Annotated in this window: 4 protein-coding genes; 2 read left to right on the plus strand and 2 right to left on the minus strand. The window is 73.2% G+C overall.

Features of this window, described 5'->3' with window-relative positions:
* Positions 1-50: 50 nt before the first annotated feature.
* Positions 51-389, minus strand: a complete 339-nt coding sequence (locus tag ACNJ7K_RS15465) for an RNA polymerase-binding protein RbpA (protein ID WP_026061850.1) — start codon at positions 387-389, stop codon at positions 51-53.
* A 231-nt stretch (positions 390-620) separates the two neighbouring features.
* On the opposite strand from ACNJ7K_RS15465, the gene ACNJ7K_RS15470 reads away from it, so the two are divergent.
* Entirely contained in the window at positions 621-962 is a 342-nt protein-coding gene (locus tag ACNJ7K_RS15470) for a hypothetical protein (protein WP_060653046.1), read from the plus strand.
* 42 nt (positions 963-1004) lie between these two features.
* On the opposite strand, the gene ACNJ7K_RS15475 is transcribed toward ACNJ7K_RS15470, so the two are convergent.
* On the minus strand, positions 1005-1592 hold the full coding sequence (locus ACNJ7K_RS15475) for a hypothetical protein (RefSeq protein WP_487041872.1): 588 nt from the start codon (positions 1590-1592) through the stop codon (positions 1005-1007).
* A gap of 541 nt (positions 1593-2133) precedes the next feature.
* Between ACNJ7K_RS15475 and ACNJ7K_RS15480 the strand changes: the two genes are divergently transcribed.
* On the plus strand, positions 2134-24171 hold the full coding sequence (locus ACNJ7K_RS15480) for a non-ribosomal peptide synthase/polyketide synthase (protein ID WP_487041873.1): 22038 nt from the start codon (positions 2134-2136) through the stop codon (positions 24169-24171).
* Positions 24172-24198: the final 27 nt, after the last annotated feature.

Below are 24198 nucleotides of genomic sequence, written 5' to 3' on the forward strand. Positions count from 1 at the left end.
CCGGACGATCGTCCGGGGCGGCACACGTGCGAGTTTCGGCGGCGTGGGTGTCAGGCGCCGCGGCGCTTGGCCTTGAGCAGGTCCAGGCGCTCCTTGAGCAGGTCCTCGAGTTCCTCGATGGAGCGACGCTCGAGCAGCATGTCCCAGTGGGTGCGCGGCGGCTTGACCTTCTTCGGCTCCGGTGCGGCGCCCTCGACGAGGGTGCCCTCGAGTCCGTTCTTGCAGATCCAGGTGCCGGGGATCTCCGCGTCGTCCGCGAACGGCACGTCGTATTCCTCGCCGTTGTCGCAGCGGTAGCGCGCGATTCGCCGCGGCGCCAGATCGTGGTCGCGGTCGGTTTCGTAGCTCACCGCCCCGAGTCGGCTGCCTCGCAGTACACGATCTGCCATGGTGGTGTCCTTCCTTGTGTGCTCCGCCCGGGTGACGATGCCGTGCGGCATCGACGCCGAGCTCGACGTCCACTGTGCTCAACGTCGGCGGAGCCGATTCCGTTCCCGCGGCCCACCGAGGAGCCGAAGGGCAAGTCTACCGACCCGCCGCACCGCCACGCGCACGGTGCCCGCACCGGCCGCGCATCCGCTGTTCCCACCGCCCCGCCGGGGGTGCGGGCGGGCAGTACAGTGACGCTCGTGACCGGACGTGACACGCGAGCGAGCACGTGCCTGTGGTGCGGGCGCCCGGTACCGGAGATCGGCACCGGCCGGCGACGCCGGTACTGCCGCCAGTCGTGCCGGCAGCGCGCCTACGAGCAGCGCAGCAGCGCCCGCCGCGCCGGGCTGCCCGAGGATTCCGTGGTGCTCACCGCCGCCGAGGTCGAGGCACTCGCCGACCGCGCCTTCCGGGTGCGCTGCGCCGCCGAGGACGTCGCCACCGCGGTCGCCGAGGGCGCCGCGGCCGACGAGCTGACCGCCCTGTGCGCGGAGCTGCTCGATCTGGCCCGCGACGCCGAACGACTGCGCTGACAGCACACCAGCCGACAGCAGCCGATCGGGGAGTAACGGGCCTCAGGCGAAGAAGCCGCCCATGGTGTAGATCACCTGGCAGAACGCGCCGTTGGCGTACTGCAGCGAGCCGAACAGGGCGCCGAGCACCGCGCCGGGACCGCTGTCGATCACCGTCGACTGCAGCCCGCCGCCGTTGTCGTCGAGGGTGGCGACCCCGGCCCGGATGTTCTCCATGTTGATCCACACGAACTTCAGGTCCGAGGCGGTCACCGGCGCGCCGGCGGTGGGTTCGACGAACACCTCGATCGAGCCGAACGGCACCTGACCGTGCGGGCCGGGATGCACCCAGGCGGTGGTCATCGCGAACGGCACGACACCGCCGCCGCAGCCCGGGCCGACGGTGGGCGCGGGCGCCGAGAACGGCTGCGGGATGTTCTTCGGTGGCGGCGCGAACGGATTCGCCGAGCCGGAGTCGGCGACGAGCCGTTCGAGCGCGGCGAGGGTCTCGGGGGAGTCGGCGACCTCCGCGCGCAACTGGTCGAGCGGCACCCCCGGCGGGGTGGTGTCGGCGGCGGCCTGGGCGGGGGCGGAGAGCAGGGCGGCGGCGAGCAGGGCGGTGACGAGCGGGGCGGATCGGCGACGCAACATCTCGGGCTCCTTCGAATCGGGTCGAGCAGGCGGGACGAGACGATCCGGTCGCGATCCGGTCACGCACCGGTCGCGGCACGGAGGCACGAAGGTGACGGCCGCTTCGAGAATAAGGACACCTATCCGGTTTCGGGGCGTTTCCGGCGAGCCCGATCCTGCTTCGACGCCGACCTCATTCGTCACTCCGGTCACGAACAGGGCATTCCTCCCGGCCGTCGGGAAAACGTTATCGAAACGCGACTGATCCCCTGCGGGGGAACGATTTCCGAGGTCACCCGTGGTTCCGTACCGGTCCTGCCGCGGCACGGGCACGGCCTGTGGGGCGCATCGGCCGGTGGGGGTGCGGTCGTCGCCGCAATCCGGTCGTACCGGTCGCACAGGTGGTCTAGCTTGTTGTGTGGTCCCGGTCACACGGGATCACACGATCGAACGGGGGTCCGATCGCGGCGCCGCACGCCCAGCGGCACCGGGGTCGGCCCCTGCACGCGATGTCGGGGGACACACGCCGATCACGGCCAACAACATCGCTTTCGGAGGGGACATGTCGCTGCGACACCGTCGTCCGCAGATACCGGCCGGCGCTTTCCCGTTGTCGTCCGCGCAACGGGCCATCTGGTTCGCGCAGCAGCTCGCACCCGAGGTACCCGTGTGCATCGCGCAGTATGTGGATCTGCGCGGCGCCCCGGACCTGGATCTGCTGCGTCGCTGCGGATATCGCGCCGGCGCCGAGTTCCAGTCCGCCTATCTGCGGGTCGTCGACGTCGACGGCGAACCCGTCCAGTACGTCGACCCCACCGTCGAGGACCGCAACGAGATCCGGCTGCTCGACTTCCGCGGCGCACCCGATCCGATGGCGGCGGCGCACGAGTGGATGACCGCCGACTACGCCACCCCGGTGGATCTGGCGAACGACCTGCTGGTGAACATGACGATCCTGCAGGTCGCCGACGACCGGTTCCTCTGGTACGCCCGCATCCACCACGTCGCCCTCGACGGATTCGCGGCGATGACCATGGTCAACCGCATCGCCGCGCTGTACACCGCGGCGATCGAAGGCCGCGAGGCGGAGCCGTCCAAGGCCGCCGACCTGCGCGCCCTGTACGACTGGGACCGCGACTACCGCACCTCCGAGCGCTACCGCACCGACCGCGACTACTGGATCGAGCGGGTCGCCGGACTCGAGGACGGCTCGACCCTCGCGCAACGCGACGCCCCCACCGCGGCGGTGTCGCTGCTGTCGAGCCACACCCTCCCCGACGAGCTCGTCGACGCGCTGACCGCAGTGGACGACGAGCCGGGACTGTCGTCGACGGCGGCGGTGATCGCGGCATTCGCGTGCTATCTGGCGCGGATGACCGGCCGCGACGACGTGATGATCAACCTGCCGGTCTTCGCCCGCACCACCGCGATGGCCCGCCGCTCCGGCGGCATGCTCGTCAACACCGCGCCGCTGCACATCTTCCTCGAACCGGGCGACACCCGCACCGATCTGGTGCGGCGGGTGCAGCTCGAACTCACCGGGGCGCTGCGGCACCAGCGGTTCAGCCTCGAGGACATCCGCCGCGAGACCGGCGCGGCCGGCGATCCGTATCGCTATGCCGGGCCGATGGTCAACGTCATGCTGTTCCGGCAGGAGATCGTGCTCGGCGCCATCCGCGGCGAATTCCACATCATGACCTCCGGTCCCGTCGAGGACCTGTTGGTCAACATCTATCAGAGCGGCGACCCGGCCCGGACCTTCCTCGACTTCCGCGGCAACCCCCACCGCTACGACGAGGACGAACTGCGCACCCACCACGACCGGTTCGTCGAACTGCTCGACGACTTCCTGCGCAGCGCCCCCGACCGCGCGGTCGCCGCGATCCATCCGGCCAGCGTGACCCTCGGCGAGCAGCGCCGCCGCGCCGCGGCCGCCGCCGGTTTCTGGCGCGAACGCCTCGCCGACGCCCCCGAACGACTCGAACTGCCCCGCCCGGTCACCGAACCCACCGACGACACGCCCATCGACGCCCAGGACCGCCTGGCGGTCACCGCCGCGGCGCTCGCCGCGCGCTTCGCCACCACCGAGGGGGGCGCCCCGGACACCACCGTCGCCGCGGTGCTGCACGCCGCCACGGCGGCGCTCACCGCCCGGCTGACCGGCCACGACGACGTCCTCGTCGGGGTGGCCCGCGACGGGCGGGTGCTGCCGCTGCGCGTCGTCGTGGACCCGGCCGAACCCTTCGCCGAGTTGGTGCGGCGCGTGCGCACCCTCGACGCGGACCTGTCCGCCCACACCGACGTCGACCCGGCCGTGCTCGCCGACCTCGGGCCCGCATGCCCGGTGGTGCTCGCCCTCGACGACCCGACCCCCGCCCCTGCGGAGGCGGTGCTGCGCGTGGCGATCGACACCACCGGCACCACCGTGCAGATCCGCACCGGCTACCGGCCCGAGCAGGTGGACGCGCACACCGCCACCACCACCGGCCGGCGACTCGGCCGCGCCCTGACCGCGGCGCTCACCGACCCGCACCTGCCCACGGGGGATCTGCCGTTCGTCGGCGGCGACGAGGTCACCGGGCTGGTCCCGGCGCACGGCGACCCGGCGCGCTCCGCGCAGACCCTGCCGGAGATCCTGTGCGCGGTCGCCGCGGTCGTGCCGGACACCGAGGCGGTGGTATGCGAGGACCGGCGCATGACCTACGGCGAACTCGACACCTGGTCCAACCGGCTCGCCCGCGTCCTCATCGACGCCGGGGCCGGACCGGAGACCTTCGTCGCCGTCGGCATCGCCCGCTCCCTCGAATCGGTGGCGGTGATCTGGGCGGTCGCCAAGTCCGGGGCCGCCTTCGTGCCCGTCGACCCGAAATATCCGGCCGAACGCATCGAGTACATGCTCACCGACTCCGGGGCGATCCTGGGCCTGACCACCGCCGCGCACCGCGACGAGCTGCCCGGCACGGTGCCCTGGCTCGTCCTCGACGATCCGGATCTCGACGCACGGATCGCGCAGGCCGGTGATGAGCCGGTCACCGACGACGACCGGCCGGGCACGCTGCTGTTCGACCATCCCGCCTACCTGATCTACACCTCCGGCTCCACCGGCCGCCCCAAGGGCGTGGTGGTGCCGCACCGCGGCCTGGCGAACCTGTCGGCGACCCTGCACACCCGCCTGGCCCCGCCCCCGGCGGCGCGGGTCTCGCATTTCTCCTCGCCGAGCTTCGACGCGTCGATCTTCGAGTACATGACCGCCTTCGGCATCGGCGCGACCCTGGTGGTGGTGCCCGCCCACATCTACGGCGGCGACGAACTGTCCGCGCTGCTGCGCCGCGAACGGGTCACCCACCTGTTCTCCACCCCGGCCGCGCTGGCGTCGGTGGACCCGACCGGCGTCGAGTGCGAGGCGGTCACCGTCGCGGGTGAGGCGTGCCCGCCGGAACTGGTGGCGCGCTGGGCACCGGGGCGGCGGATGTACAACGCGTACGGTCCCACCGAGACCACCATCGTCTGCAACATCACCGACATGCTGGTGCCGGGGGAGACCGTCACCATCGGCCATCCGGTGTGCGGCATCGACGAGCTGATCCTCGACGGTCGGCTGCACCCGGTGCCGGCCGGGGTCGCCGGGGAGCTGTACATCGCCGGCCCCGGCGTCACCCGCGGCTATCACGACCGGCCCGGCCTGACCGCGACCCGCTTCGTCGCCGACCCCTTCGGCCCGCCCGGCTCGCGCATGTACCGCACCGGCGATGTCACCCGCTGGCGTATCCGCGACCCGCACCATCCCGCCCGTTCGGTGACCGTCGAATATCTCGGCCGCTCCGACTTCCAGGTCAAGATCCGCGGCTTCCGCATCGAACTCGGCGAGATCGACGCCGCGCTGAGCGACCGCCCGGACGTCGCCTTCGCCGTCACCCTCGGCCGCGCCGCACCCTCCGGGGAGAAGATGCTCGTCTCCTATGTGCTGCCCGACGCCGGCTGCACCCTCGACCCGGAGCAGCTGGCCGCGGCGCTGGCGGCGCGGCTGCCCTCCCACATGGTGCCCGCCGCGATCATGGTGCTCGACGAGATCCCGCTGACCGCCGTCGGCAAACTCGACCGCAAGGCACTACCCGAACCGGTCTTCACCGGCGCCGGCGGGGCGGCGATGTCGCCCACCGAGACCGCGCTGGCCGCGATCTTCGCCGACCAGCTCGGTGTCGCCGAGGTCGGCGCCGACGACAGCTTCTTCGAGCTCGGCGGCAACTCGCTGGTCGCCACCCGGGTGATCTCGCGCATCAACGACGCCTTCGGCACCGATCTGGGGGTGCGGTCGCTGTTCGAGGCCCCCACCGTGCGGGCGCTCGCGGCGAACCTGCCCGCCGGTGACGACGTCGACCGGCCCGCCCCGGCGCCGGTGCTGCCGCGCCCGGACCGCATCCCGGTCTCCGCCGCCCAGCAACGCCTGTGGTTCGTCGACCAGCTCGACCCGTCCTCGGCCGCCTACAACATCCCGGTCGCGCTGCGACTGCGCGGCGCCCTCGACCAGGCGGCGCTGGTCGCCGCGACCCGCGATGTGCTCGACCGGCACGAGGCACTGCGCACCGTCTACCCGGCCACCCCGGCCGGGCCGATCCAGCAGGTGCTGCCCGTCGACGCGCTCGCCGTGGACCTGACCCCCACGGCCACCGACGATCTCGACGCGGACGTCGCGGCCGTGGTCGCGGCCGGTTTCGATGTCACCGTCGACCCGCCGCTGCGGATGCGACTGTTCCGTGTCGCCGACGACGAGCACGTGCTCGCCGTGGTGGTGCACCACATCGCCGCCGACGGGGCATCGCTGGCGCCGCTGTCGCGGGATCTGGTCACCGCCTACGCCACCCGCGCCGCCGGCACCGCCCCGGACTGGGCGCCGCTGCCGCTGCAGTACGCCGACTACACCCTGTGGTTCGCGGATCTGCTCGGCGACGTCGACGACCCGGCCTCCCGCGCCGCCCGGCAACTCGAGTACTGGCACGAGATCCTCACCGCCGCCCCCGATCTGCTGGCGTTGCCCACCGACCGGCCGCGCCCGCCGCAGCAGTCCTTCCGCGGCGCGAGCGTCGACGTCGAGATCGCCCCGGAGCTGTACGGGCGGATCCGGCAGCTCGCCCACGCCCACACCGCCACCGAGTTCATGGTCGTGCACGCCGCCCTGGCGGTGCTGCTGGCCCGGCTGTCCGGCGGCGACGACATCGTCGTCGGCACCCCCGTCGCCGGGCGCAGCCACCGCCACCTCGACGACCTGGTCGGCATGTTCGTCAACACCGTCGCGCTGCGCACCGCGGTGCCCGCCGAACTGTCCTTCGCCGAGTTCCTCACCGCGGTGCGCGACACCGACCTGGCGGCCTTCGCACACACCGACCTGCCGTTCGACCGGCTCGTCGACGCCGTGGTGCCGGCCCGCTCGGCGGCCTATTCGCCGCTGTTCCAGGTGATGCTCGCCTTCGCCGACACCACCGGCGCGCACCTGACGCTGCCCGGCCTGGACGTCGACATCGCCGAGATCGACACGCACACCACCAAGTTCGATCTGCACCTGCAGCTCGGTGCGGTCGCCGACGGCGACGGCCGCACCCACGCGCTGCGCGGCGCGTTGTCCTACGCCACCGACCTGTTCGACCCCGCCACCGCCGCCGCGATCGGGCAGCGCCTCGTGCGGCTGCTCGAGACGGTCACCGCCGATCCGGCGGTGCCGGTCGGCGACGTCGATCTGCTCACCGCCGACGAACGCCGCACCGTGCTCGACACGTGGAACGCCACCGCCGCCGACGCCGGTCCCGCCACCACCCTCGGGGCACTGTTCGCCGCGCAGGTCGCCGCGACCCCGCACGCCCCGGCCGTCACCGTCGACGGCCGCACCCTCGGCTACGCCGAATTCGACGCGGTCACCAACCGGCTCGCGCGGCGGCTGCTGCGCGCCGGCGCCGGACCGGACCGGGTGATCGCCCTCGCCGCACCACGGTCGCTGGATCTGCTCGTCGGCATGTACGCGATCGTCAAGAGCGGCGCCGCCTATCTGCCGCTCGACCCGGACCATCCCGCCGAGCGGCTGCGCTACGTCCTCGACACCGCCGCCCCGATCGCGGTGCTCACCACCAGTGACGTCGCCGACGCCCTGCCGGACACCGGCGCCGAGGTGCTGCGCATCGACCGGCTCGACCTCGACGACGAATCTCCGGCTGCCCTCACGGCGGCGGAGCGGCCGGAGCCGACCGGCGCGCATCTCGCCTACGTGATCTTCACCTCCGGCTCCACCGGCCGCCCCAAGGGCGTGGCGGTGCCGCACGCGGCGATCGTCAACCGGTTGCGCTGGATGCAGCACACCTATCCGCTGACCGCCGAGGACACGGTGGTGCAGAAGACCCCCGCCACCTTCGACGTGTCGGTGTGGGAATTCTTCTGGCCGCTGCAGGTCGGGGCGCGCCTCGCCGTCGCCGCCCCCGGCGGGCACCGCGATCCCGGTTATCTGCTGCGGCTGTTCGCCGAGGAGCAGGTCACCGTGGCGCATTTCGTGCCGTCGATGCTCGCGGTGTTCGTCGACGCCCTGCACGGCCGGGACCGGGATCCGCTCGCGTTGCGGCACGTGTTCGCGTCGGGGGAGGCGCTGCCCGCCGAGACCGCCGCCGCGCTGCGGGAGGCGCTGCCGCACACCGCCCTGCACAATCTGTACGGGCCCACCGAGGCCGCGGTGGACGTCACCGCCTGGACCACCACCGGCACCGACCACGGGTCGGTGCCGATCGGGCTGCCGGTGTGGAACACCCGCACCTACGTGCTCGACGCGCGGCTGCATCCGGTGCCCGCCGGCGCCGCCGGCGAGCTGTATCTGGCCGGCATCCAGCTCGCCCGCGGCTATCTCGACCGCCCGGGCCTGAGCGCCGACCGGTTCGTCGCCGACCCGTTCGGGGCGCCGGGGGAGCGGATGTACCGCACCGGGGATCTGGCCACCCGCCGCGCCGACGGTGCCCTGATGTACCTGGGGCGCACCGACTTCCAGGTCAAGATCCGTGGTCTGCGCATCGAGCTCGGCGAGATCGAGCAGGTGCTGCGCGCCCGCGACGAGATCGGGCAGGCGGTGGTGCTCGTCCACCACGGCGCCGACGACCGGCTCACCGGCTATCTCGTGCCCACCCCGGGGCGCAGCATCGACACCGCCGCGGTCACCGCCGATCTGGCCGCGCAGCTGCCGGACTACATGGTGCCCGCCGCCCTCGTCGTCCTCGACGCGCTGCCGGTCGGCCCCAACGGCAAACTCGACCGCACTGCGCTGCCCGCCCCGCCGGCCCCGACCGCCGCCGGTGGCTATCGGGCGCCGCGCACCCCCACCGAACAGCTCGTCGCCACCGTCTTCGCCGACCTGCTCGGCGTCGGCCGGGTCGGCGCCGACGATCACTTCCTCGACCTCGGGGGCACCTCCCTGCTCGCGATGCGCGCCGCCGCCCGGCTCGCCGCGGACACCGGCGGTGAGCTCGGCATCCGGGAGATCTTCGACCATCCGGTCGTCGCCGATCTCGCCGCGCACCTCGACCAGCCCGACCGCACCGGCGCCGGGCGCGGCGCCCCGGTGTGCGGGCCGCGCCCCGACCCGGTCCCGCTGTCCCCGGCGCAGCAGCGGATGTGGTTCATCAACCAGTTCGACACCACCTCCCCGGCCTACAACATCGCCGTCGCCCTGCGCCTGACCGGCCGGCTCGATCAGGCGGCGCTGCAGCACGCCATCGGCGACGTCGTCGCCCGGCACGAATCGCTGCGCACCCGCTATCCGCTCACCGATGACGGGCCCGTGCAGGTGGTGGTGCCCGCCGGCGCCGCCGTGCCGGATCTGGCGGTGCTCACCGTCGACGACGGCACCGACCTCGACAGCGAGCTCACCCCGATCCTCGCGGCCGGATTCGATGTGGCCACCGAGATCCCCATCCGCATCCGGGTGCTCGCCCTGGCCGAGGACGAGCACGTGCTCGTGCTCGTCGCCCACCACATCGCCGCCGACGGTTTCTCCATGGGGCCGCTGGCCCGCGACGTCATCGCCGCCTACAGCGCCCGCCACGCCGGGCAGGGCCCGCAGTGGACGCCGCTGCCGGTGCAGTACGTCGACTACACCCTGTGGCAGCACCGGGTGCTCGGCGACGACACCGACCCGACCTCGCTGGCTGCCGAACAGCTCCGGTTCTGGCGCGCAGCGCTCGCCGGCGCCCCGGAACTGCTCGAACTGCCGCTGGACCGGCCCCGCCCGGTGCAGCCGTCGCGGCGCGGCGCCTGCATCCCGTTCACCCTCGACGCCGCCGCGCACCGCCGGCTGCTCGACATCGCCCGCGCCCACGACGCGTCGGTGTTCATGCTGGTGCATGCCGCACTGACGGTGCTGCTGGCCCGCCTGTCGGGCAGCGACGACATCGTCGTCGGCACCCCCGTCGCCGGTCGCGGTCACCGCGCCCTCGACGACCTGGTCGGCATGTTCGTCAACACCGTGGTGCTGCGCGCCCGGGTCGACGACGACGAGCCGTTCACCGCGCTGCTCGACCGCATCCGCACCGGCGACCTGACCGCCTTCGGGCACACCGAGGTGCCGTTCGAGCGGCTCGTGGAGGTCCTCGACCCGCCCCGCTCGACCGCCTACACCCCGCTGTTCCAGGTGCTGCTCGAATTCCAGGACACCGAACGCCCCGAGATCGAACTACCCGATCTGTCGGTGCGGGTCCTCGATCTCGATCCGATGCTGGCGCTGTTCGACCTGCAGCTGTCGATCGCCGAGACCACCGACGCGGACGGCCCCGCCGGTATCCGCGCGTCGTTCACCTACGCCACCGACCTGTTCGATCCCGCCACCGTCGCCTCGTTCGCCGACCGGTTCGTGCGCATCGTCGAGGCGGTCACCGCCGTCCCCGACATCGCGGTCGGCAGCATCGACATCGTCACCGACCGGGAACTGGCCGATCTGACCCCGGCGCGGGGCCTGCCGCCGGTCTCCCCGCAACTGTGGCCGGAACTGCTCACCTCGATCGCCGCGATCCTGCCCGACGCGGTCGCCCTGCGCTTCGCCGACCGGCAGGTCACCTACGCCGAACTCGACGCCTGGTCCACCCGCGTGGCGCGGCTGCTCGTCGACGAGTACCGGATCGGCCCGGAAACGGTGGTCGCGCTGGCGTCGACCCGCTCGGTCGAATCGGTCGCGGTGGTGTGGGCGGTCACCAAGACCGGCGCGGCGTTCGTGCCCGTCGACCCCGCCTACCCGCCGGAGCGGGTGAGTTACATGCTCACCGACAGCGCCGCCGTCCTCGGCATCACCACCGCCGCGCACCGCGACGCGCTGCCCGTGCAGGTGCCGTGGCTGGTGCTCGACGACGACGCCGTCGCCGCCCGGATCGCCGCGACGAGCGACGCGCCGATCACCGACGCCGACCGCACCGCCGCGCTGCACTTCGATCACCCGGCCTACCTGATCTACACCTCCGGTTCCACCGGCCGCCCCAAGGGCGTGGTGGTCACCCACCGCGGCATGACCAACCTCAACGCCGAGGTGCGCAGCCACTTCACCATCACCCACCGGGCCCGCGTCTCGCACCTGGCGTCGCCGAGCTTCGACGCGTCGATCTTCGAGTTCACCAAGGCGTTCTGCGCCGGCGCCACCCTGGTGATCGTGCCGCCGGACGTCTACGGCGGCGACGAACTCGCCCGGCTGCTGCGCGAGGAGAAGGTCACCCACGCCTTCATCACCCCCACCGCGCTGGCGTCCCTCGACCCCACCGGACTCGACGACCTCGAGGTGCTCGTCGTCGCCGGTGAGGCCTGCCCACCGGAACTGGTGGCGCGCTGGGCGCCGGGACGGCGCATGTTCAACGGCTACGGTCCGTCCGAGGCCACCATCGAGACCAGCGTCAGCCCGCAGTTGCGGCCCGGGCACACCGTCACCATCGGCGGCCCCGCCGTCGGTTTCCACCAGACCGTCCTCGACGACCGGCTGCGGCCCGTCCCCGTCGGGGTGGCCGGCGAGCTGTACATCGCCGGGCCGGGCGTGGCCCGCGGCTACCATCGCCGCCCCGACCTGACCGCCGTCCGGTTCGTCGCCGACCCCTACGGCGCCCCCGGCGAACGCATGTACCGCACCGGTGATGTGGTGCGGTGGCGGCACGACGGCACCGTCGAATATCTCGGCCGCTCCGACTTCCAGGTCAAGGTGCGCGGCTTCCGCATCGAACTCGGCGAGATCGACGCCGCGCTCACCGCCCACGACGCGATCGCCTTCGCCCACACCATCGGGCACACCGCACCCAGCGGCGACACCGTGCTCGTGTCCTACGTGCTGCCCGATACCACCGACACCACCGCCGGGGAGATCGATCCGCGGGCGCTGCGCGCCTGGGCCGCGGCGCGGCTGCCCGGCCACATGGTGCCCGCCGCGGTGGTGGTGCTCGACGAGCTGCCGCTGACCCCGGTCGGCAAACTCGACCGCCGTGCCCTGCCGGTGCCGGACCTGACCCGGCTCGGCGGCGACTACCGCGCCCCGAGCACCGATCTCGAGGCCACCGTCGCCGAGATCGTCGCCGAGGTCCTCGGGCACCCGCAGGTCTCCGTCGACGACAACTTCTTCGATCTCGGCGGCAACTCCCTGATCGCCACCCGCGTCGTCGCCCGCCTCAACGCCGCGCTCGGCACCGACGCCGGGGTCCGCGCCCTGTTCGAGGCCCCCACGGTGCGGGCGCTCGCCGCACGGATCCTCGACGATCACGGCGGGCACGGGCGGGTGCCGCTGGTCGCCGCCGAACGGCCCGAACGGTTACCGCTGTCGCCGGCGCAGCAACGCATGTGGTTCGTCAACCAGTTCGACACCACCTCCGCCGCCTACAACATTCCCCTGGCGATCCGCCTGTCCGGCCGCCTCGACGTCGCGGCGCTCACCGCGGCGGTGCGCGACGTGCTCGACCGGCACGAGAGCCTGCGCACCTGGTATCCCGGCGACGACCAGGGTCCCCGCCAGGTCGTCGTCGACACCGACCGGGTGCTCGGCGCGCTGACCGCCCGGCCGGTCACCGCCGAGGAACTGCCCACCGAACTCGGCGAGTTCATCGGTGCCGGTTTCGACGTGGCCGCGGCCGTGCCGGTGCGGCTGCGGCTGTGGCGCCTGGACGAGCACGCCCATGTCCTGGCGGTGGTGGTGCATCACATCGCCGCGGACGGCTCGTCGATGGCGCCGCTGGCCCGCGACCTGATGCTCGCCTACACCGCCCGCACCGGCGGGACGGACCCGGACCGGGCACCGCTGCCGGTGCAGTACGCCGACTACGCCCTGTGGCAGCGCCGGCTGCTCGGCGACCCGGACGACCCGACCTCCCTCGCCGCCGCGCAGCTGCGCTTCTGGCGCGACACCCTCGCCGACGCCCCCGAACTGCTGCCGCTGCCCACCGACCGGCCGCGCCCCACCCAGCGCAGCTTCCACGGCGCCCTGCACCGCTTCACCGTGCCCGCCGACGTGCAGCGGCGCCTCGAGGCGCTGGCCGCCGAGCACGACACCACCGTGTTCATGGCCGTGCACGCGGCGTTCGCGGCGCTGCTGGCCCGCCTGACCGGCACATCCGACATCGTCATCGGCTCCCCGGTCGCCGGTCGCGGGCACCGCGCCCTCGACGACCTGGTCGGCATGTTCGTCAACACCGTGGTGCTGCGCACCCCCGTCGACGGGGCCCTGTCGTTCACCGACCACCTGCACCGCACCCGCGAGATCGACCTCGCCGCCTTCGGGCACACCGAGCTGCCCTTCGAGACCCTCGTCGACGTGCTGGCCCCGGCCCGCGAGACCGACCGGTCCCCGCTGTTCCAGGTGGTCCTCGAATACGGCAACACCGAGCAGGCCCATCTGGTGCTGCCCGAACTCGAGGTCGACGCCCTCGACCCGGAACTGCCCGTCGCCAAGTTCGACCTGCAACTGACCCTGCAGGACACCGACCCGGCCGGGGTGGGGGAGACCGGCGGGATGCCGGCGGCGTTCACCTATGCCACCGATCTGTTCGATCCCGACACCGTCGCCTCGTTCGCGCAGCGGCTGGTGCGGTTGCTCGACGCGGTCACCGCCGACCCGCACCGCCCCATCGGCGACGTCGATCTGCTCACCGAGGACGAACGTCCCACCGCCCCCGCTCCGTTGCGCCCGGCCGCAGAGACCCTGCTCGATCTGTACGCCCGCGGCGCCGGACTCGACCCGGCCGCGATCGCGGTCACCGCCCCCGACGGGTCGCTGCGCTACGACGCACTCACCGACCGGGTGCAGCGCCTGGCGCGGCTGCTCGTCGAGCACGACGCCGGACCGGACCGGCTCGTCGCGGTCGCGTTGCCGCGCGGCACCGACCTGATCGTCGCGCTGCTCGCCGTGCTGCACAGCGGCGCCGCCTATCTGCCCATCGACGTGGCGTTCCCGCCGGACCGGCTCGCGTACATGTTCGACGACGCGGCCCCGGTGTGCCTGCTCACCACCGCCGAACACGCCACCGCCCTGCCCCCGCACACCCCACCGGTCGTGGACCTGCACGACCCGGCGGTGCGCACCCGACTTTCCGAGATGCCCGGTGGCGGTGACGGATTGCCGCGCGTGCACCCGGATGCGGCGGCGTACGTCATCTACACCTCCGGGTCCACCGGCCGCCCCAAGGGCGTGATGGTGCCGCACCGCACCGTCGTCACCCTGCTCACCGACACCACCGAGATGTTCGGTGTCGACGCCTCCGATGTGTGGACGTTGTTCCACTCCTACGCCTTCGACTTCTCGGTGTGGGAACTGTGGGGCGCGCTCGCCCACGGTGGCCGGCTCGTCGTCGTCGACTACCACACCGCCCGCAACCCGCAGGAGTTCCTGGCGTTGCTGCGCCGCGAACGCGTCACCGTGCTCAACCAGACCCCGACGGCGTTCTACCAGCTCATCGACGCCGACCGCGCCGCCGGCACCGACCTGCCGGCGCTGCGCCGGGTGATCTTCGGCGGGGAAGCCCTCGACTTCGGGCAGCTCGACCGCTGGTACCGGCGCCACGACGACACCGCCCCGACGCTGGTGAACATGTACGGCATCACCGAGACCACCGTGCACGTCACCGCCCGCACCATCACCCGCGACCTCGCCGCCACCGCCGCGGCGAGCCTGATCGGCCAACCACTTCCGTCGCTGCGCCTGCACATCCTCGACAACCGGCTGCATCCGGTGCCCACCGGGGTGATCGGCGAACTGTACGTCTCCGGCGCCCAACTCTCCCGCGGCTATCTGCACCGCCCGGATCTGACCGCCACCCGGTTCGTCGCCGACCCGCACGGCGCCCCCGGCGACCGGCTCTACCGCACCGGGGACCTGGCGCGCCGCACCCGCGACGGCGAGATCGAATATCTCGGCCGCGCCGACTTCCAGGTGCAGCTGCGCGGATTCCGCATCGAACTCGGCGAGATCGAAGCGGCGCTGCTGCGCGCCCCCGGTGTCGGCCGCGCCGTGGTCGTCGTCCACACCGACGACGCCGCCGGCACCGGGCGTCTCGTCGGCTACGTGGTGCCCGAGACCGGCCACGATCTCGACGTCGACGTGGTGCTCGACCACGCCGCCGGGGAACTCGCCGCGTACATGCTGCCGTCCACCCTGGTGGTGCTCGACACGCTGCCGGTCACCGCGACCGGCAAACTCGACCGACGCGCGCTGCCCACCCCCGACTTCGCCGCCCGCACCACCGTCTCCCGCGCCCCGGCGCGCGGCCCCGAAACGGTGCTGGTGGAACTGTTCGCCCAGGTACTCGGCCTGCCGACGGTGGGGGTGGACGATTCGTTCTTCGCCCTCGGCGGCGATTCGATCATGTCCATCCAGCTGGTCTCCCGCGCCAAGGCCGCCGGCCTGGACCTGACCCCCCGCGAGGTGTTCGAACACAAGACCCCCGCCGCGCTCGCCGCCGTCGTCGGCACCACCACCCCCGCCGAGACCCTCGCCGAGCTGCCCGGCGGCGGGGTCGGGGACATGCCGCTACCGCCGATCGCGCACTGGATGCTCGACCGCGGCGGCAGCATCGGCCGCTACTCGCAGGCGGTGCTGCTGCGCCTGCCCACCGGACTGGACGCGACCACGCTGCGGGCGATCGTCACCGCCGTCCTCGACCGGCACGACATGCTGCGCGTGCAACTGCGTCCGGCGCCGGACGCCCCCGGCGGACACGTGCTGCACGTACCCGCCCCGGGCAGCGTCGACATCGACACCGTCGTCCACCGGGTGCCGGTCACCAGCGCCGCCGACAGCGACGACTTCTTCGCCCTGGCCGCCACCGAACTCGACGCCGCCGCCGACCGCCTCGACCCGCACCACGGGGCGGTGGTGCAACTGGTGTGGTTCGACGCCACCAGCGGCGCCGGCCGGTTGCTCATCGTCATCCACCATCTCGCCGTCGACGGAGTGTCCTGGCGCATCCTCGTCCCCGACCTGGCCGCCGCGTGGGCGTCCGCTACGACCGGCAGTGCTGCCCTCGCCGGCACCGCCGGCACCGGTGCGCTGCTGCCCCCGCACACCGGCACCAGCGTGCGCCGCTGGGCCCACGCCCTGCGCGACGCCGCCCCCGAGCGCCGTACCGAACTCGACTTCTGGCGCGGAGTGCTCGACGGACCGAACCCGCCGCTCGGGCACCGGACGTTCGATCCGGCGCGCGACACCAACGCCACCGTCACCACCGTCGCCACCGAACTGCCCATCTCGGTCACCGAGGCGCTGCTCACCGCCGTGCCCACCGCCTTCCACGGCGCCGTCGACCACGGGCTGCTCACCGCGCTCGCCCTGGCGGTGGCGGCGTGGCGCCGCGACCGCGGCCACGACCCGACCTCGCTGCTGCTCAACCTCGAAGGGCACGGCCGCGACAGCACCGCCGCCGCCGGCGCCGACCTGTCCGGCACCGTCGGCTGGTTCACCACCATCCACCCGCTGCGCCTGGACCTGACCGGCATCGACCTCGACGACGCGCTCGCCGCCGGCCCGGCCGCCGGTCGCGCCGTCAAGACCGTCAAGGAACACCTCGCTGCCGTCCCCGACCACGGCACCGGCTTCGGGCTGCTGCGCTATCTCGACCCCAACACCGCCGCCGACCTGGCGCACGCGCCGGCCCCGCAGGTCAGCTTCAACTATCTCGGCCGCCCCACCGCCGGGGTCACCGACACCGACACCCCCTGGCTGCCCATCGACGGCTTCCCGCGCGGTGGGGCGCAGAGCCCGGACATGCCCGCCGCCGCGGTGCTCGACATCAACGCCGTCACCGCCGACACCCCCACCGGTCCGGTGCTCAAGGTGCACTGGTCGTATCCGGCCGGGCTGCTCGACGACGCCGACGTCACCGCCCTCGCGCACCACTTCGCCACCGCCGCCACCGCGCTGACCCGGCACACCCGCAGCCCGCACGCCGGGGGCCTGACCCCCTCGGATCTGCCGCTGGTGCGACTGCACCAGGACGTCATCGAACGCCTCGAGCAGCGCTACGGGCGCCTGGACACCGTGTGGCCGACCGCGCCGCTGCAGACCGGTCTGCTCTTCCACGCCCTGCTCGCCGGGGACCGCCCCGACGCCTACATCGTGCAGCTCGTGCTCGACCTGCGCGGCGAGGTCGACGCGAGCCGGATGCGCCGCTCCCTGCAGCTGCTGCTCGACCGGCATCCGGCGCTGCGCGCGGCGTTCCCCGCCGCCGGGGACGGGCACGTGCAGGTCATCCCCACCCACGTGGAGGTGCCGTTCACCGTCGCCGACACCAGTGACGACCCCGACCCCGACGACGCCGCCGCGCAGCTGCTCGCCCTCGATCGGCGCACCCGCTTCGACACCGAGACCGCGCCGCTGCTGCGCGCGACCGTCGTGCACACCGGCCCGGGCCGGCACCTGCTGGCATTGACGAATCATCATCTGCTGCTCGACGGCTGGTCCACCCCGGTGCTGATCCGGGAACTGCTGATGCTCTACGCCACCGACGCGGACCAGCGGGCACTGCCGCCGGCACCGCACTACGGCAGCTACCTCACCTGGCTCGCCGACCGTGACCCGCAGGCCTCCCTCGACGCCTACCGCCGCGCCCTCGCGGGGGTGGACGAGCCGACCCTGCTCGCCCCGCAGCACCGGCCCGGCACCACCGCCGGGATCTCCGAGGACCTCGACCTGGACCTGGACACCGGCCTGTCGGTGCGGCTGCACGACACCGCCACCGCCCGCGGCGTCACCGTCAACACCCTGGTGCAGACCGCCTGGGGTGTGGTGCTCGGCGCGCTCACCGGCCGCACCGACGTGGTGTTCGGCGCGACCGTCTCCGGGCGGCCGCCGCAGATCCCCGGCATCGAGGCGATGGTCGGGTTATTCATCAACACCGTCCCGGTGCGCATCACCGTGCGGCCCGGCGACACCGTCGGCGGGCTCGTCGACCGGGTGCAGGCCGAACAGGTCGCGCTGCTCGATCACCACCATCTCGACCTGGGCACCCTCGACCGGCATCTCGGGGCCGCGGTGCGGTTCGACACCCTCACCGTCTTCGAGTCGTATCCGGTCGAACGCGCCGGCCTCGACCGCGACACCGACCTCGGTGGCATGCGGGTCGCCGACATCACCGGCCGCGACGCCGCGCACTACCCCCTGTCGGTGGTCGTGCACACCGACACCGCGGTGCACCTGCGCATGAAGTACCTGCCGGAGGTCTTCGACGGCGACGCCGTCACCGCGATCGCCGCACGCATCACCGCCGTGCTCGACGCCCTGACCGGCGACCCGGCCGCCCCGATCACCACGCTGCCGGCGCTCACCACCGCCGAGCAGGACGCGCTGCTGCCGGTGCACGGACCGGCCGGGGGCAGCGACATCGCCCTGCCGCACCTGCTGGCCGCGACCGCCGCCGCACACCCGGATCAGCCGGCGCTGCGCGACGGGGAACGGGTGCTGACCTACCGCGACCTCGACGAACGCTCCACCCGGCTGGCGCGGATGCTGCTGCGCCACGGCGCCGGCCCGGAAACCTTCATCGCCGTCGGCATCGCCCGCTCCGTCGAGTCGGTGACCGCGATGTGGGCGATCACCAAGACCGGCGCGGCGTTCGTGCCCGTCGACCCGCGCTATCCGACCGAACGCGTCGCGTTCATGCTCGACGACTGCGGCGCCACCGTCGGCCTGACCACCACCGCGCACCGCGACCAGCTCCCGGACACGGTGCCGTGGCTGCTGCTCGACGACCTCGACCGCGACGCCGCGGGGGAGAGCACCGCCACGATCGACGACACCGACCGCCCCGTCGCGCTGCGGCTCGATCACCCCGCCTACCTGATCTACACCTCCGGCTCGACCGGCCGCCCCAAGGGTGTGCTCACCACCCACCGCAGCCTGGAGAACTTCGCCCGCGATCAGCGCGGCCGCTTCCACGCCGGTCCCGGCGCGCGGGTCATGCACGTCTCGTCGCCGAGCTTCGACGCGTCGATCTTCGAATACCTCCTCGCGTTCGGGTCCGGCGCCGAGCTGGTGGTCGTGCCCCCGCACATCGTCGGCGGCGCCGAACTCGGCGCGCTGCTGCGCGAGCAGCGGGTCACCCACGGGTTCATCACCCCCGCCGCGCTCGCCTCCCTCGATCCGGCGGATCTGACCGCCTTCACCGATCTCGCGGTCGGGGGGGAGGCGTGGCCGGCCGATCTGCAGGCCACCTGGGCGCGCGGGCGGCGTCTCGTCGACGCCTACGGACCCACCGAAACGACCATCATGGCCGCGATCAGCGACCCCCTGGGGGTCGACGACCCACTCACGCTCGGTGGTCCGCTGCGCGGGGTGCACGCCGTCGTCCTCGACACCGCGCTGCGGCCGGTGCCGTTCGGCGCCGTCGGCGAGCTGTATCTGGCCGGCTGGGGCCTGGCCCGCGGCTATCACGCCCGGCCCGCGCTGACCGCCGCCCGGTTCGTCGCCGACCCCTACGGCGCCCCCGGCGAACGCATGTACCGCACCGGGGATCTGGTGCGCTGGGTCGGTGACCTCGACCGGCGGGATCTGCGCATCGACTATGTCGGGCGCAGCGACTTCCAGATCAAGATCCGCGGCTTCCGCGTCGAACTCGGCGAGATCGACGCCGTGCTCGCCGCCCACCCGGCCGTCGGATTCGCCGCCACCGTCGCGCACCGCGCGCCGAGCGGGGAGACGGTCCTCGTCGCCCACCTGCACCCGACGCCCGGCGCCGACATCGACCCGGTCGCGGTGAAAACCCATGTCGCCGAGCGTCTTCCGGCGCACATGGTGCCCACCGTGGTCAGTGTGCTCGACGAGATCCCGCTGACCCCGGTCGGCAAACTCGACCGCGCCGCCCTGCCGGCACCGGAGCTGACCGCCGGCGACCGCCCGGCACCCACCGACCCGCTCGAGTCGCTCGTCGCCGACGAACTCGCCGACGTGCTCGGCCTCGACCGGCTCGGCGTCGACGACAACTTCTTCGACCTCGGCGGCAACTCGCTGCTCGCCACCCGCGCCGTCGCCCGCCTCGGTGACCGGCTCGGCCGACCCGTACCGGTGCGCGCACTGTTCGAAGCTCCGACCGTGGCCGCGCTCGCCGCGCACCTCGCCGACCGACCCGCCCCCGAGAGCGAGGAACCCGCCGCCGGCACCGTCCTCGGCCCGGTCGCCGGCCCGCGCCCCGAGCACATCCCGCTCTCCCCGGCGCAGCAGCGACTGTGGTTCATCAACCAGTTCGACCCGACCTCCGCCGCCTACAACATCCCCCTGGCCATCCGATTGTCCGGGCACCTGTCCCCGGCCGCGCTCGGCGCCGCCCTGCACGATGTGCTGGCCCGGCACGAGAGCCTGCGCACCGTCTACCCGGCGTCGGCGGCCGGACCGCACCAGCGGATCCTCGCCGCCGCCGACGCCCCGCTGCCGCTGGACGTGGTGCCCGCCGGGGAGGACACCGTGCACACCGCCATCGCCGATTTCCTCGGCGCCGGCTTCGACGTCACCGTCGACATCCCGGTGCGGGCGCGGGTGTTCTCCTTCGGCCGTGACGACCATCTCGCCGTGCTGGTGGTGCATCACATCGCCGCCGACGGCGGTTCGACCGGTCCGCTCGCCCGCGACCTGATGATCGCCTACGCGGCCCGCAGCCGCGGGGAGACCCCGGCGTTCGGGCCGCTGCCGGTGCAGTACGCCGACTACACCCTGTGGCAGCTCGACCGGCTCGGTGACCCGGACGGCCCCGGCACCCTCGCCGCCGACCAGACCACCTACTGGCAGCAACGCCTCGCGGGGCTGCCGGAGGTGCTGCCGCTGCCCACCGACCGGCCCCGGCCGCCGCAGCAGTCCTTCCGCGGCGACATCACCCGTTTCACCGTCGACGCCGATCTGCTCGCCCGGCTGCAGCAACTCGCCGCCGCCCGGCACAGCACCGTGTTCATGACCGTGCACGCGGCGTTCGCGGTGCTGCTCGCGCGGCTGTCCGGCAGCGACGACATCGCCGTCGGCTCCCCGGTCGCCGGTCGCGGGCACCGTGCCCTCGACGATCTGGTGGGCATGTTCGTCAACACCGTCGTGCTGCGCACCGCGGTGCCCGCACACGCGTCGTTCACCGAGCTGCTCGCCGCCGTCACCGACAGCGACCTCGATGCCTTCGCACACGCGGATCTGCCCTTCGACCGGGTCGTCGACGCCCTCGCCCCGGCCCGCTCGACCGCGCACTCGCCGCTGTTCCAGGTCTCGATCGAATTCCACACCGCCGAGCTGCCCGCGGTGGAGCTGCCGCACCTGAGCGTGCAGGGCGTCGCCCTCGACCCGACGGTGTGCAACTTCGACCTCGAACTGCTCGTCGGGGAGAACACCGAGGGTGGTCTCGACGCCGCTTTCGTCTACGCCACCGACCTGTTCGACGCCGAGACGGTGCGGGGCTTCGCCGACCGGTTCGGCCGGCTGCTGCACGCGATCGCCGCCGACCCGCACCGCCCCGTCGGTGATCTCGACCTGCTCACCGCCGCCGAACACACCGCCCTGGTGCCCGCGATCGGACCCGAGGCCGAACCGGCGGTGCTGTGGCCGCAGCTGCTCGACACCGCTGTTGCCGCCGCCCCGGATGCCGTCGCGGTCGTCGACGGCGACCGAAAGGTCACCTACCGCGAGCTCGACGCCCGCGCGCACCGGCTCGCGCGGCACCTGCTCGACCGCGGCGCCGGACCCGAACAGGTCGTCGCCCTGGCGATCCCGCGCTCGCTCGAGTCGGTCACCGCGGTGTGGGCGACGGTGCGCAGCGGCGTGGCGTTCGTGCCGGTCGACCCCACCTATCCGGCCGACCGCATCGCCTTCATGCTCGACGACAGCGCTGCCCGCATCGGCATCACCGTCGCCGCGCACCGCGCTGCACTGCCCGACGAAGTGGACTGGCTCGTCCTCGACGACCTCGACCTCACCGAAGGGCCGGTCGCACCCGTCGACGACGCGAACCGGCCGACGGTGCTGCGCCCGGATCATCCGGCCTACCTGATCTACACCTCCGGCTCCACCGGCCGCCCCAAGGGCGTGGCGGTCACCCACCGCGGCCTGGCCTCCCTGGCCCGGGAGGAACGCGAGCGGCTGCAGGTCACCGCCGCGGCCCGGGTGTCGCATCTGGCGTCGCCGAGCTTCGACGCGTCGATCTTCGAGCAGATGATGGCGCTGTGCGCGGCGGCGACGCTGGTGGTCGTGCCGCCGCACGTCTACGGCGGCGACGAGCTCGCCGCGGTGCTGCGTGCGCAGCGGGTCAGCCACGCCTTCATCACCCCCACCGCGCTGGCCTCGCTGGATCCGGACACCGTCCCCGAGCTGCACACCCTGCTCGTCGCCGGCGAGGCACTGCCACCGGAGCTGGTGGCGCGCTGGGCGGCGTCGCGGCGGGTGATCGACGCCTACGGTCCCACCGAGGCGACGATCATGACCTCCCTCGGTGACCCGCTCACCGTCGGTGAGCCCGTCACCATCGGCACCCCCAGCCGCGGCTTCCGCGCGCTGGTCCTCGACGGACGGCTCCAGCCCGTGCCCGTCGGGGTGGCCGGGGAACTGTATGTCGCCGGGCCGGGTCTGGCCCGCGGCTACCACGACCGGCCCGCGCTGACCGCCGCCCGGTTCGTGCCCGACCCCACCGGTTCGGGGGAGCGGATGTACCGCACGGGGGATCTGGTGCGGTGGACCGCCGATCATCGCCTCGACTACGTCGGCCGCACCGACTTCCAGGTCAAGATCCGCGGCTTCCGCGTCGAACTCGGCGAGATCGACGCGGCACTGGCCGCGCACCCGCAGGTGGTCTTCGCCCACACCCTCGGCCACACCGCCCCGTCCGGTCAGGCGGTGCCGGTGTCCTACCTCCGCCTCGCCCCGGACGCCGATGTCACCGCCGCCGAGGTGAAAACCTTTGTCGCGCAGCATCTTCCGCCGCACATGGTGCCGGCGGTGATCACCGTGCTCGACGACATCCCGCTCACCCCGGCCGGCAAACTCGACCGCGCCGCGCTGCCCGCCCCCGTTTTCACCGCCCCGGCCGGGGACTACCGGGCACCGAGTACCGACCTCGACACGCTCGTCACCGACCTGTTCGCCGAGCATCTCGGTCTCGACCGGGTCGGGGTCGACGACGACTTCTTCGATCTCGGGGGCACCTCGCTGCTGGCCACCCGGCTGCTGCCGGCACTCGGGGAACGACTCGGGCGGCGGGTGCCGATCGCGTCGATCTTCACGCACCCGACCCCGGCGGAACTCGCCGCGCACCTGAGCAGCGGCGAGTCCGAGGCGAGCAGCGACATCGACGAGGCGTTCGGGGTGCTCGTGCCGCTGCGCCCCGGCACCGGCACCGCACTGTTCTGCATCCATCCCGCCGCGGGACTGGCCTGGCCGTACAGCACCCTCGCGCACCGGCTCGACGACGACCGGCCCGTCTACGGACTGCAGTTGCCGGCGCTGTCCGGTGGTCCGCGGCACGACACCATCACCGCGCTGGCCCGCCACTACGTGCGGGAGATCCGCCGGGTGCAGCCGCACGGCCCGTATCACCTGCTGGGCTGGTCGCTCGGCGGGGTGGTCGCGCACGCCGTCGCCGTGGAACTGCGCCGCGCCGGGGAGATCGTCGACACTCTCGCACTGCTCGACAGCCACCTGCTGGTCGGGGCGTCCCCGGCCGTCGGCACCCGCGACATGCTGCGCGATCTCGGTCTTCCCGTCGACGACGGTGAGCCGAGCTTCGAGCACGCCGCCGCGGTGCTCGACGAGGCGTTCGGCGGCGGCACCGGATTGACCGCCGCCCACCTCGAACGGTTGCACGCCGGCTCGACCGACACCGCCCGCGCCGCGCGGCGGCACGAACCGGACACCTTCGACGGGGACGCGTTGTTCTTCACCGCGGCCCGCTCGGAGGCCCCGGTTCCGGCGGTGGCGGCCTGGCACAACGTGATCGCCGGGGAGATCCACCAGTACCGGCTCGACTGCGACCACCACGAGATGGTGAGCGCCCGCGCGGTGGAGACGATCATCGCGGTGCTGTCGGCGCGGCTGACCGAGAGCGACGCGACACTGCGCCGGTGGGGGCGGATCGAAGTGCAGGCCGCCGGACGCAACGGGAACCGCCGCAACTGACCCACGTCATGCACGCAATGCATGATC

Source organism: Rhodococcus shunpengi, assembly GCF_048381395.1.
Classification (GTDB): domain Bacteria; phylum Actinomycetota; class Actinomycetes; order Mycobacteriales; family Mycobacteriaceae; genus Rhodococcus.